The organism is Lentibacillus populi, from assembly GCA_014642895.1.
Classification (GTDB): domain Bacteria; phylum Bacillota; class Bacilli; order Bacillales; family Amphibacillaceae; genus Lentibacillus_C; species Lentibacillus_C populi.
Map to the genome: position 1 here is coordinate 151,860 of BMJD01000002.1, position 13,546 is coordinate 165,405.

General features: G+C 41.6%; 9 protein-coding genes. 8 read left to right on the forward strand and 1 reads right to left on the reverse strand.

All coding sequences use genetic code 11. The features are described 5' to 3' along the window. The first annotated feature begins 11 nt into the window (after window positions 1-11). The 7 genes from IEX12_RS02625 (at window position 12) to spoVS (ending at window position 7,750) form a co-directional block, all read left to right on the forward strand. Window positions 12-911, forward strand: coding sequence for a helix-turn-helix domain-containing protein (locus IEX12_RS02625; protein WP_155554354.1), 900 nt, complete (start codon window positions 12-14; stop codon window positions 909-911). Between the two features lie 159 nt (window positions 912-1,070). After that, on the forward strand, window positions 1,071-1,649 hold the full coding sequence (pgsA, locus tag IEX12_RS02630) for a CDP-diacylglycerol--glycerol-3-phosphate 3-phosphatidyltransferase (protein WP_155554353.1): 579 nt from the start codon (window positions 1,071-1,073) through the stop codon (window positions 1,647-1,649). Next, on the forward strand, window positions 1,649-2,896 hold the full coding sequence (locus tag IEX12_RS02635) for a competence/damage-inducible protein A (RefSeq protein WP_155554352.1): 1,248 nt from the start codon (window positions 1,649-1,651) through the stop codon (window positions 2,894-2,896). The genes pgsA and IEX12_RS02635 overlap by 1 nt, the downstream gene beginning before the upstream one ends. A gap of 175 nt (window positions 2,897-3,071) precedes the next feature. Further along, window positions 3,072-4,106 carry a recombinase RecA gene (recA, locus tag IEX12_RS02640; protein ID WP_155554351.1) on the forward strand — a complete coding sequence of 345 codons (1,035 nt, stop codon included), beginning with the start codon at window positions 3,072-3,074 and terminating at the stop codon, window positions 4,104-4,106. A gap of 501 nt (window positions 4,107-4,607) precedes the next feature. Next, complete coding sequence (gene rny / locus IEX12_RS02645) at window positions 4,608-6,167, forward strand: ribonuclease Y (protein ID WP_088050266.1); 1,560 nt, start codon at window positions 4,608-4,610, stop codon at window positions 6,165-6,167. Window positions 6,168-6,586: 419 nt separating this feature from the next. Further along, entirely contained in the window at window positions 6,587-7,384 is a 798-nt protein-coding gene (locus IEX12_RS02650) for a TIGR00282 family metallophosphoesterase (RefSeq protein WP_088050267.1), read from the forward strand. A 105-nt stretch (window positions 7,385-7,489) separates the two neighbouring features. After that, entirely contained in the window at window positions 7,490-7,750 is a 261-nt protein-coding gene (gene spoVS, locus IEX12_RS02655) for a stage V sporulation protein SpoVS (RefSeq protein ID WP_028782854.1), read from the forward strand. Between the two features lie 184 nt (window positions 7,751-7,934). On the opposite strand, the gene gltC is transcribed toward spoVS, so the two are convergent. Continuing rightward, complete coding sequence (gene gltC, locus IEX12_RS02660) at window positions 7,935-8,837, reverse strand: glutamate biosynthesis transcriptional regulator GltC (RefSeq protein ID WP_088050268.1); 903 nt, start codon at window positions 8,835-8,837, stop codon at window positions 7,935-7,937. A gap of 138 nt (window positions 8,838-8,975) precedes the next feature. Here gltC and gltB point away from each other — a divergent pair, with 138 nt between their 5' ends. Continuing rightward, a complete protein-coding gene (gene gltB / locus IEX12_RS02665; RefSeq protein ID WP_102415241.1) occupies window positions 8,976-13,535 on the forward strand; it encodes a glutamate synthase large subunit in 4,560 nt (1,519 codons plus the stop codon). Window positions 13,536-13,546: the final 11 nt, after the last annotated feature.

The window sequence follows — 13,546 nt, forward strand, 5'->3', positions numbered from 1 at the left end:
TGGTGTTATGAATGGAAATAGGTGAAAAACTTAAAGAGGCGAGATTGGAAAAAGATTTATCACTTGATAGTGTACAGGAAACCACGAAAATTCAAAAACGATACTTAATGGCAATCGAGGAAGGGAATTTCCATATTTTGCCTGGTAAATTTTATGCAAAAGCATTTATTAAAGAATATGCAGCGGCTGTTGGATTGGATCCGAATGAACTTTTAGAGGAGTATAGAGAGGAAATTCCGCAAACAGAGGAAGAAAGTACAGCCCAATATACACGAATCCAGCGCTCAAGGAAAGAAAATGCGTCGACGAAAAGTCCGGCAGTGTTTTCATTTTTACCTACCATTATTGTAGTCGTATTAGTGATCGGCATTGTTTTTGCTGCCTGGTATTTTTATAAAGAAGCAATTTCCAAGGATAGTGCTGGTCCGGTAGATAAACCGGATGACAATGAAATTATTTATGAGCCGGACGACAATAAACAAAATGGAAAAACTGCAGATGATAATACGGCAGACGATTCAGCTGACGAAGAACAGTCTGATAATACGAATGACGAATCTAATACTCCGGAGCCAAAATTAACCGTTGTGGAAAAGGGTACCGGTGCGAGCCCTGAATCAACATTGGAACTGGAAAATGCCGGAGATGAAATAAAAATAACACTTGAATCGGACGGCAATACCTATTTGGGAATGGAAAATGGTGATGGAAAATCTTACTACGCGCAAGAATTGTCGGCGGATAATTCACCACAGGAATTCGATGTTTCGGATGATGAACGAATTTACCTGAATATCGGTAATGCACCTGATTTGAAAATAACAATCAATGGTGTTGAACTGGAATATCCGGCAGATCCGCAAGAAAATGTTCACCAAAAGCTATGGATCAATTTATCACCACCCGAATAAAGCAAGTAAACATTTCAGCGGGCATTCGGCTAAATGTTCTAAAAACCCTTCCTCTAAAACGAATGTGGAAGGGTTTTATCACGCATTTACGGGCGCTAATACCCCTACTGAATGAAGTTTTACATTATAAAGCACCGCCAAAAACAGGAGGTAAACATTATGAATATACCTAACCGAATAACGCTATCACGTATTTGTTTAATCCCGATTTTTATTATCCTTCTTAGTGTTCCGTTTGACTGGGGCGAATGGCAAATGGGAGAGGCTGTACTTCCGGCTGTTGACTTTGCCGCAGCATTATTATTTATTGTTGCTTCCACGACCGACTGGATTGATGGGTATTACGCGAGGAAATATAATCTGGTTACAAATTTGGGTAAATTCCTTGATCCGCTGGCAGATAAGCTGCTTGTTTCCGCAGCATTTATTTTACTAGTCGAAATGGACTTAGCACCTGCTTGGTTAGTAATTGTTATTATTAGCAGGGAGTTTGCGGTTACAGGCTTACGGCTGGTTGCGGCCGGAGAAGGAATTGTGCTGGCAGCTAGCAAGATGGGAAAGCTTAAGACGGTGACCCAAATTGTTGCAATCGCAGCATTGCTGCTACATAATTTTCCATTTGCCTATGTGAATTTTCCATTTGATAGGATAATGTTATATGTAGCCTTATTTATTACCGTTCTTTCTGGGTATGATTATTTTGCTAAAAATTGGAATGTAATGAGGGATGCAAAATAATGGGACAAATTAAATCCGAAATTATCGCTGTTGGCACGGAACTGTTACTTGGACAAATCGCCAATACAAACGCACAATGGATTTCACAGCAACTGGCGCTGTCCGGAATTGATGTCTATTATCATTCTGTAGTGGGTGACAATTTAACCCGGGTTTACGAACAATTTTTACAGGCTTCGAAAAGATCTGATGTTATCATCGTTACGGGGGGGTTAGGTCCGACAGATGATGACTTGACAAGAGAGGCATTTCAACGCCTTACCAAGTTGGAAATGGTCGAACACAAAGCGTCAATGGAAAAGATAGCATCCTTTTTCCGCAAGCAGCAAAATAAGATGACACCGAATAATAAAAAGCAGGCACGCACTTTTGCTGGTGCTGAGGTAATTAAGAATAATGTTGGAATGGCACCTGGAATGATCGTCACCCATCAAGGAAAAACGTGGGTGTTTTTGCCGGGTGTACCAAAGGAAATGAAGCCGATGGTTACGAATCATGTTCTCCCGGCACTCACAAAACGTACCGGTGAGTTTTCCATTATTCGATCAACCATGCTGCAATTTATTGGCATTGGTGAATCACGGCTGGAGCATGAACTAAAACCAATCATCGATCAACAATCAAATCCGACCATTGCACCGTTAGCACAGGATAATGGTGTTGCCATTCGGATCACGGCAAAAGCAGATACTTCCAAAAAAGCAGAGCAGCTAATTCAGCAAACAAAGACACAAATATTGGATGGTGTTGGTCAATATTGCTATGGAGTTGATAATGAAACATTAGAAGAAAAAGTGTTTCAGTTATTAAAAGAAAAGGACTGGACACTGGCAGCCGCTGAAAGCCTGACAGGTGGTATGTTTTCCGATAAACTTGTGGCAATTGCAGGTGCATCCGCTGTCTTTAGTGGTGGTATTGTTTGCTATGATACAAAAGTGAAGGAAAATGTGCTGCATATTTCCCCCGCAACCATTCGGGAAAAAGGGACTGTCAGTGAAGCATGCGCTCTGGAAATGGCAGCAAATGTCAGAAAGCTGCTGGATTCTACTGTTGGAATTAGCTTCACTGGCGTTGCCGGGCCAGACACCATTGAAGGGCAGCAAGCTGGTACCGTTTATATTGCAATTGTCACGAAGAACGGGAATGAGCAAGCTGAAAAGTTCACCTTTGCTGGTGATAGAGCAGCGGTGCGCAGAAAAGCTGTTATCAAAGGTTATGAAATTCTTTTTAACTATCTAAAATTGTAAAATGGTGTTCTTCATTATAGGAAAAATCGCTTTTTCAAAGAAAAGGTTACAACAAAATAGTGTTTTAAAGCAAAACAGTCGGATAAAAAACAAGAACGTTTATTCGACTTTTTTGTTGGCAAAAAACGAAAAACAAGTTATGATGTATATAGTTAATTTAAAGGAGGTACAATCATTGAGTGATAGAAAACAAGCTTTAGATATGGCGTTAAGGCAAATTGAAAAGCAATTTGGAAAAGGATCGATTATGAAGCTTGGTGAGGAGCCAATACAGAAGATTGAAACGATCCCAAGCGGTTCTCTTGCATTGGACGTGGCATTAGGAATTGGCGGTTACCCACGCGGACGGGTTGTCGAAATTTATGGCCCTGAGTCATCAGGTAAAACAACGGTAGCGCTTCACGCGATTGCCGAAGCACAGAAAAAAGGCGGACAAGCAGCGTTCATCGATGCCGAACATGCACTCGATCCGACATATGCCCGTGCATTAGGTGTTGATATTGATGAACTACTTTTGTCCCAACCGGATACTGGTGAACAGGCTTTGGAAATTGCTGAGGCACTAGTAAGAAGTGGTGCGGTCGATATTCTTGTAATAGACTCAGTTGCCGCATTAGTTCCAAAGGCGGAAATTGAAGGTGAAATGGGAGATTCCCATGTGGGTTTACAAGCACGTCTTATGTCGCAGGCACTGCGAAAACTGTCAGGGGCTATTAATAAATCAAAAACTACTGCAATTTTTATTAACCAAATACGAGAAAAAGTAGGAGTTATGTTCGGGAATCCGGAGACAACTCCTGGTGGCAGAGCCCTAAAGTTTTATTCCTCCGTAAGACTGGAAGTTCGTCGTGCCGAAACCTTAAAGCAAGGTAACGACATGGTAGGAAATAAAGCTAGAATTAAAGTTGTCAAAAACAAAGTTGCACCACCATTTAAACAAGCAGAAGTTGATATTATGTATGGCGAAGGGATTTCCAAAGAAGGTGAAATCCTTGATATTGGTTCCGATCTGGATATTGTCCAAAAAAGTGGTGCCTGGTATTCCTACAATCAAGAACGTCTTGGGCAAGGAAGAGAAAATGCCAAACAATTTTTGAAAGAAAATGAAGATGCCATGGCAGAGATTCATGACGCAATCAGGGCACATTATAATTTGGATGAATCCGATAACGAATCTGTGGAAGGTGAACAAGAAACGCTTGATGTTTGATTCATTAACATAACTGCATGGAGAAATAAATCCTTTGTCAAATAGATGGCAAGGGGTTTATTTTTTGAAAGGTAAGAAAGTATATAAATTTGGGCTCTATTCTGCTCTCAGCAGAGTAGGCCACGTCCAGCTCCAGCGCCCAGCGACTAGTGGACTTCCTTCACCTTCGTACGATAAGTCAACATCGGTTCGCTTCCAGCTCACCGTGTTTCCTTTATCTCCTACGGCTCAGTCCAGTCCATACGTCGCTAAACGGACGCTTCCGCTTTTGTGCTGGTATTTCATCCTCATCTATTATCAGGAACAAGCCAGTTTTTGAGCTTATATAATTAAGTTTCGTTTAGTTGTGACGTTTCCTTGACATTGGCTATAATGGGAATTAAAATTAATATGTATAATTTTATAATTTTTATTATACATTTTTTGTTATTTATTCATTGAACATGGTACATGCCGACAATAATGAATTGTACAATTTTATAGCAATAGGAGGTGAAATCCGTGGATATTACTTTAATCATCTCCATTTTGCTTACCCTAATCGTCGGTATTGTTGTTGGTTATCTGATTCGTAAATCTATAGCTGAAGCTAAAATTTCCAGTGCAGAAAGTTTAGCGAAGCAAATAGTGGATGAGGCACACCGGAATGCAGATGCCGCTAAGAAAGAGGCACTTCTTGAGGCGAAGGACGAGAACCATAAACTTCGCCAGCAGACAGAGGAAGAATTAAGAGAAAGACGAAATGAAATGCTGAAGCAGGAAAATCGTCTGACACAAAAAGAAGAAAATCTGGACAGAAAGAGTGAAACACTGGACAAGCGAGAACTTTTGCTCGAGAAAAAGGAACAATCGCTTACAGAAAAACAACAACAAATTGAAGAAATGGAAAGCAAAGTGGAAGCGATGATACAAGAGCAGCAAACGGAGCTTGAACGCATTTCAGGATATACAACTGACCAGGCAAGGCAGGTTATTTTAGAGCGCATCGAACAAGAAGTATCACATGAATCAGCATTAATGATAAAAGAAGCTGAAAACCGTGCGAAAGAAGAAGCCGATAAAAAAGCGAAAAGTATTCTTTCCCTTGCGTTACAACGTTGTGCTGCAGACCACGTTGCTGAAACAACCGTATCTGTTGTAAACCTTCCAAATGATGAAATGAAAGGCCGTATTATCGGACGTGAAGGCCGGAATATCCGAACGTTAGAAACGTTAACAGGAATCGATTTAATTATCGATGATACTCCAGAAGCGGTTATTTTATCGGGATTCGATCCAATTCGGAGAGAGACAGCCCGTATGGCATTGGAAAAACTCGTACAGGATGGCAGAATTCACCCGGCAAGGATTGAAGAAATGGTGGATAAAGCAAGACGCGAGGTTGACGAGTATATACGGGAAGTTGGTGAGGAAACAACATTTGAAGTTGGAGTACATGGTTTACATCCAGATTTGGTAAAAATTCTTGGACGTCTAAAATACCGTACAAGCTATGGTCAAAATGTGTTAAAGCATTCTACGGAGGTAGCATATTTAGCTGGACTGCTTGCTGCTGAATTGGGTGAAGATGAAACACTTGCTAGAAGAGCCGGCTTGCTTCATGATATCGGCAAAGCAATTGACCATGAAGTAGAAGGCAGTCACGTTGAAATCGGAAAAGAACTTGCAATCAAGTATAAAGAGCATGAAGTTGTAATCAACTCAATTGCTTCCCATCACGGTGATGAGGAACCGACTTCCATCATTTCGGTTCTCGTAGCTGCAGCAGACGCACTATCTGCTGCAAGACCCGGAGCAAGAAGTGAGACGCTTGAAAATTACATTAAGCGTTTGGAAAAACTGGAAGAGATTTCAGAATCATTCACAGGTGTGGAAAAATCATTCGCTATTCAAGCAGGTCGAGAGATTCGCATTATGGTAAAACCGGATGAAATCGACGATATTGAATCAGTACGAATTGCCCGCGATATTCGCAAGCGAATTGAAGGGGAACTGGATTACCCGGGACATATCAAAGTAACGGTTATCCGCGAAACAAGAGCAGTTGAATATGCAAAATAAAACAAAAAAGTGGAAGTGTCCGTTAAGCAACGTATGGAATGCGCCCTGCCAAGCAGGGTGGTTCGGTGTTGCCGCCGGGAGCGGCGGTTTTAACCGAACATTCCTACGTAGGAGATAAAGGAAACACGGTGAGCTGGAGGCTGCAGGATGCAGGTCAGTTCGGTGTTGCAACAGGACGTTGCGATTTTAACCGAACTTCCTCTTTCATCGATGTTGACTTATCGTACGAAGGCGGGTGTTGTCCACTAGTCGCTGGACACTGGAACTAGAATAAACAAAAGCGGTCGTAAATGACCGCTTTTGTTTTATTTTGGCCTGATTCGCCGATTTCATTGCATTTAAGGTATAATAGTTTTGACAAACGTTGATGCGTTGTGAAACACTGAGAGTACACTATTTAGTTAGGATGATTACGAAGAATGAAAATTTTATTTATTGGTGATATCGTTGGGTCACCAGGAAGAGATATGGTCAGGGAATATTTGCCAAGGCTGAAAGAAAAATACCGGCCGCACATGGTTATTATGAACGGTGAAAATGCCGCTTCAGGAAAAGGAATTACGGAAAAAATTTATAAACAATTTTTAGAATGGGGCGCCCAAGTAATTACGATGGGCAATCATACATGGGATAAAAAAGATATTTTTGAATTCATCGATGATGCCAAATATATGATCCGTCCGGCAAACTTTCCTAAAGGTACACCTGGAAAAGGGCTCGTTTTTTATCAGTTAAATGGTACTGAGGTTGCGGTTATCAACTTGCAAGGCCGTACATTTCTTCCGGCGCTGGATGACCCATTCCGAAAAGTCGATCAATTAATTGCCGATGCGCAAAAACGAACGAAGATCATTTTTCTGGATTTTCATGCGGAAGCAACAAGCGAGAAACAAGCAATGGGCTGGTATGTTGATGGCAGGGTCAGTGCGGTTGTCGGTACACATACCCACACCCAGACAGCTGATGAGCGCATTTTACCTCAGGGTACCGCATATATTACGGATGCTGGAATGACCGGCCCATATGATGCAATTTTAGGTACAGAAAGAGAAGCAGTTTTGAAAAAATTTTTAACCAGCTTGCCGGTGCGTTTTGAAGTCGATAAAAAGGGAAGAACACAGCTGAATGGCATTTTAGTGACAATTGATGATAAAACCGGTTTTGCCTCTAACATGGAACGTATTTTAATTAACGATGACCATCCATTCTTCAGCTGATATTTGAATTATTTGAATTCTTCCTGCATAATAAGGTAATAAGCTATCATCTCCAAGAATATAGTTACATTAGAACTACATTAGTAAATGAAGGAGGTACTAGTAATGGAAATATTAAAAGTGTCAGCTAAATCAAGTCCAAATTCAGTAGCAGGTGCACTCGCAAACGTCTTACGTGAACGTGGCTCAGCGGAAATTCAGGCAATTGGTGCGGGAGCATTAAACCAAGCTGTAAAAGCGGTGGCTATCGCCAGAGGATTTGTTGCCCCTAGTGGAGTTGATTTGATTTGTATTCCAGCCTTTACCGATATTATGATCGATAATGAAGAACGGACAGCGATTAAATTAATTGTCGAACCTAGATAACTCTGAATTTATTTTTTTATAAAAAGTGTTACGTGATCAGCGTAGCACTATTTTTATCGCTTCTTAAAAGCAAGTTGGACCTCGGGCACCATGACTTCAAAAAATAATCAACCCCCTGTGAAGACCTGAATCATTTATCCAACATGTAATGGAAAAAAACCACCTACCGGAATGAAGCTTCACTTTAGAGAAACTTTTCCAGCCTCAAGAAAAATTGCTTGGAAAATTTATAAAACACTTTTTCCGATGGTGCTAAATCTTTACCCTTCTGTTTTATAATCCCGACTGTTCTTCTGACTTCCGGGATATCGATTGGGATTTTAACGGTCATCCTTGGTATTGCTTCGTGAAACGTACTTTCCGGTAAGAGGGTAACCCCAATCCCGGCTGCGACCAGACCTTTGATAGCGTCCAAATCTTCTCCTTCTGATGAGATGTTTGGTACAAATCCAGCCTGTTTGCACGCATCCACTAGTATGTTCTCCAAAACATAACCTTTAGGGAAACTAACGAATTCATCCTTTTTTAAATCACTGAGATACAGACTTTTTCTTTCTGCCAAAGGGTGGGATAGCGGCAGTAGAGCTAATATACTTTCGGTAAATAAAATGTGGCTCTCAATCTCGGGGTCTTTTTTAGGGACAGGCCCGAGAAAAGCGACATCGATATCACCATTTTTTACGGAATCAATTAAGAATTTATAGGATCCTTGCCGTAAATGGAAGGCGATATTCGGGTATTCCTTTTTAAAGGCGGAGATAACACTTGGCAACAGATGGTTGGATAAACTTGTAGGGAAACCGATTTTAATGGTTCCACGCTCCGGATCCAGATATTCATCAATTTGTTTTGTTGCGTTATCAATTGCCTTCATCGCAATCTTCGTATGGGTTAAAAATATTTTACCAATTTGTGTTAATTTCACATTCCTGCCTTCACGTTCAAATAAAGTAACCCCAAGTTCCCCCTCTAAATTAGCAATCTGTCTACTTACCGCTGATTGGGCAACATGTAAGTGGATCGCCGCCTCTGATACGTGTTCGCGCTCAGCCACTTCCATAAAATACCGTAATTGACGCAATTCCATATTTTTTACCTCCGTACATTGATCTCAATAATAGATTGTTTTAATCTAAATTATATATTGTTTAGATTGATTTGAAAACCTATAATAAAAATAAGAAAATTTTCACTTCAAGTGTGAAAATGAACGGGGGTAAACATAATGCGTTTTAATCAAATACCAAAAGCTCAAGGTCTTTACCACCCTGAATTTGAGCATGATGCATGCGGGATCGGCCTATATGCGCATATAAATGGCGTCCCCACACATGATATTGTAAAAAAGGGTCTGCACATGCTTTGTCAATTGGATCACCGAGGAGGACAAGGGAGCGATCCGGCAACAGGGGATGGGGCTGGACTAATGGTGCAAATTCCGGATCTCTTTTTCCGTAAAGTTTGTTCGGAAATGAACTTACCCGATAAAGGACGCTACGGTGTAGGGATGATTTTTTTCTCCAATGAGGATCAGAACCGAGCAGCGATGGAAGCTCGGATTAATAGATTTGTCGAACAAGAAGGCCAGACTGTAATTGGCTGGCGTACGGTACCTGTAAAAATTGACAAAATTGGAATGAAGGCGCAGGAAAGCTGTCCATTCATTCGTCAGGTGTTTATTGGTGCAAATCCAGCGATCAAAGAAAATACGGCGTTTGAACGAAAATTGTATGTCATTCGGAAGCAAGCTGAAAAGATTGCATGGCAAAGGGAAGAACGTTTTTACTTTACCAGTCTTTCAAGTCAGACAATTGTTTACAAAGGGTTATTGACACCAGAACAATTAAATGCATTTTACCCTGATTTGCAGGATGAAGATTTTGTATCTGCCTTTTCATTGGTGCATTCCCGTTTCAGTACAAATACCTTCCCAAGCTGGGAAAGGGCACATCCGAATCGCTATTTAATGCATAACGGCGAAATCAATACGTTAAGAGGAAACGTCAACTGGATGAAAGCGCGGGAAAAACAGTTTATCTCGGACGCTTTCGGTGATGATTTGGAAAAAGTAGTACCAATCCTCGATGAAAGTGGAAGCGACTCGTCCATTTTGGATAATGCTTTGGAGTTTTTTGTTCTTGCGGGCAGGAAACCTGCTCATGCAGCGATGATGCTGATTCCAGAACCGTGGGTCAATAATCCGCATATGTCGAAGGAAAAGAAAGCCTTCTATGAATATCACAGTGCCTTAATGGAGCCGTGGGACGGACCAACGACGATTTCGTTTACAGATGGCAGGCAAATTGGGGCAATTCTGGACAGAAACGGATTAAGACCAGCAAGATATTATGTAACAAAAGATGACTACCTTATCTTTTCATCAGAAGTGGGAGTCATCGATGTGGAAGAGGGCAATGTTTTATATAAAGACCGTCTAAGTCCCGGAAAAATGCTGCTCGTCGACTTGGAAGAGGGACGGATCATTTCCGATGAAGAAATTAAAACAGAAATGTCCCAAGGCGAACCTTATCGCCAATGGCTGGACACAGAGCTTGTTAAAATGGATAGAAGCATCGAAACCAAAGCAGAAAAACCATTTACTGATTTGCTGACAAGACAAAAAGCATTTGGCTATACGTATGAAGATATTCATAAATATTTGCTTCCATTGGTAGCCGATGAAAAGGATCCGATTGGGGCGATGGGAAATGATGTGCCATTAGCGGTATTGTCAGACCATCCGCAATCCTTGTTTTCATACTTCAAGCAATTATTTGCACAAGTAACAAACCCGCCAATTGATGCTTACCGGGAACAGCTTGTTACATCTACAACGAGCCTGTTGGGGGCAGAAGGAAATATCCTTCATCCAGATGAAACAAACTGTCGCAGACTTCAAGTTGACACTCCAGTACTATCTAACGAACAGCTTCGGCAATTAAAGGGGGGCGGCTATCCGGGATTTACAAGCAAAACAATCGACACGCTATTTTATAAGGACCTTAAACAGGGATTGAATCAGTTATGCAAAGAGGCTGACGAGGCAATTGCCCGAGGTATCAATATTCTAATTCTGTCGGACCGTGAGATGGACGAAAAAGCAATTGCCATTCCTTCTCTGCTTGCAGTAAGTGCATTGCATCAGCATTTGATCCGACAAGGAAGCCGAACAAAAGTAAGCATAATTGCTGAATCGGGTGAGGCTAGAGAGGTTCATCATTATGCTGCTTTAATTGGTTATGGGGTAAATGCAATAAATCCATACCTTGCATACGCCACGTTAAGTCAAGCAATTAAAGAAAAACATTTGTCATATAGCTATAAAGATGCAGTAGAACGCTATATTCAGGCCATTACAGAAGGTGTCGTCAAAGTAATGTCCAAAATGGGAATTTCCACCATTCAAAGCTATCGTGGTGCCCAAATATTTGAAGCAATCGGAATTAGTAAAAACGTCATTGACCGCTATTTTACTGGAACAGCCTCACAGCTTGGCGGGATTGATTTAGACACGATTGCAGAAGAAACGATAAAGCGTCACAAAAGTGCCTATGCAGATAATCTTAATCACACATTGGATTCCGGGAGTGATTTTCAATGGCGGAAAACTGGCGAACATCATGCGTTTAATCCGAAAACCATTCACATGCTGCAATGGGCGTGCCGACGGGGCGATTACGATTTGTTTAAGCAATATTCAAAAGCAGCAAATGAAGAACGAATTAATTTTTTGCGGAATTTGTTCACCTTTAAGCAAACGGATTCTATACCAATTGAACAAGTAGAATCGGCAGAAGAAATCGTTAAACGGTTTAAAACTGGAGCTATGTCATTTGGTTCGTTAAGTCAGGAAGCACATGAGGCGTTAGCAATTGCGATGAACCGGATTGGCGGGAAAAGCAATAGTGGAGAAGGCGGAGAGGATCCAAACCGATTTGTAATCGGCGAAACCGGTGACTTAAAAAGAAGTGCCATCAAGCAGATTGCATCTGGACGTTTTGGTGTAAAAAGCGATTATCTAGTTAATGCTGACGAACTGCAAATTAAAATGGCTCAAGGTGCAAAACCTGGTGAGGGTGGACAGCTGCCGGGAAATAAAGTGTATCCATGGATAGCAGATGTACGTGGATCAACCCCGGGCGTTGGACTAATATCCCCACCGCCACACCATGACATCTATTCCATCGAGGATCTGGCGCAACTGATTCATGATTTAAAAAACGCCAATCGTCATGCCCGTGTAAGTGTAAAACTCGTGGCAAAAGCAGGAATCGGGACAATCGCTGCAGGCGTTGCCAAAGGAGCCGCGGATGTTATTACGGTTAGCGGCTATGACGGTGGAACAGGTGCCTCGCCAAAAACAAGTATTAAGCATACAGGTCTGCCATGGGAGCTGGGACTCGCCGAAACACATCAAACGCTGATGCTAAATGGGTTAAGAGATCGGGTAGTATTAGAAACCGATGGCAAGCTGATGACAGGAAAAGATGTGGTGATGGCGGCGTTGCTTGGGGCAGAGGAATTCGGTTTTGCAACAGCACCACTGGTCGTCCTGGGCTGTATCATGATGCGGGTGTGCCACGTAAATACATGTCCAGTAGGAATCGCCACTCAAGATCCGGAATTACGGAAAAAATTCATGGGTGACCCCGACCATATCGTTAACTTTATGTACTATATTGCACAGGAAGTTAGAGAAATCATGGCGCAATTAGGTTTCAGAACGGTCGATGAAATGGTTGGACGGACAGACGTTTTAGCTGTAAGTGACCGAGCTAAAGCACATTGGAAAGCAAAGTTTCTGGATTTATCAACCTTGCTTTTCCAAGTTGATGGATCGAGAACTTGTCAGAGAGAACAGAATCATCATTTGGAGGAATCGCTTGATTTACGCGAAATTTTACCTGCTGTAAAACCGGCTTTAACGTTTAAGCAACGGGTAGATTTGACTTACCCTATTAAAAATACACATCGTGTGACAGGAACGATAGTTGGCAGCGAGGTTTCGAAGTGTTACGGAGAAGCTGGATTACCAGAAGACACCATAACGTTACGATTTTCCGGTTCAGCGGGACAGAGCTTTGGAGCTTATATCCCAAAAGGTATGTCATTGCTGCTGACTGGTGACGCTAATGACTATGTCGGAAAAGGCTTGTCTGGCGGAAAAGTGGTCGTTTCCTCCCCGACAGCTGCAAAACTATCCGAATCCAATAACGTTATTATTGGGAATGTTGCTTTTTACGGTGCTACGAGTGGAGAAGCATACATTAACGGATTCGCCGGCGAACGGTTTGCCGTCCGAAATAGCGGTGCGAACATTGTCGTAGAAGGAATTGGCGATCACGGTTGTGAATATATGACTGGTGGACGTGTCGTTATTTTAGGTGATGTAGGCAAAAACTTTGCAGCGGGGATGTCTGGTGGCATTGCTTATATTCTTGCTAAAGACTTAGCGCAATTTAAACAGTTATGCAACAAAGAAATGGTGGAGTTTGAATCACTTACAGCAGAGCAGGAAAGAGAAGAAGTAAAACAGATGGTGGAAAATCATTATCGTTATACAAGAAGTAAAAAGGCAGCTTATGTACTATATGCCTGGAATGAGTGCGTGAAAAATCTCGTGAAAGTTATTCCGAAAGATTATAAACGAATGCTCGAAAAAATTGACGCATATAAGAATGATGGTTTATCAGATGAAAAGGCAGCTATGCACGCTTTTCAATCAAAAAAGCACAAGAAAGCGACCGTTTCAGAAACAAAAAAACATGAAGCTGTATCATTTTAGAGGAAAGGAGA

Coding starts and splice junctions, on each gene's coding strand:
- IEX12_RS02650 (WP_088050267.1), top strand. CDS start 6,587: ATGAAAATTTTATTTATTGGTGATATCGTTGGGTCACCAGGAAGAGAT.
- gltC (WP_088050268.1), bottom strand. CDS start 8,837: ATGGAATTGCGTCAATTACGGTATTTTATGGAAGTGGCTGAGCGCGAA.
- IEX12_RS02635 (WP_155554352.1), top strand. CDS start 1,649: ATGGGACAAATTAAATCCGAAATTATCGCTGTTGGCACGGAACTGTTA.
- pgsA (WP_155554353.1), top strand. CDS start 1,071: ATGAATATACCTAACCGAATAACGCTATCACGTATTTGTTTAATCCCG.
- gltB (WP_102415241.1), top strand. CDS start 8,976: ATGCGTTTTAATCAAATACCAAAAGCTCAAGGTCTTTACCACCCTGAA.
- IEX12_RS02625 (WP_155554354.1), top strand. CDS start 12: ATGGAAATAGGTGAAAAACTTAAAGAGGCGAGATTGGAAAAAGATTTA.
- spoVS (WP_028782854.1), top strand. CDS start 7,490: ATGGAAATATTAAAAGTGTCAGCTAAATCAAGTCCAAATTCAGTAGCA.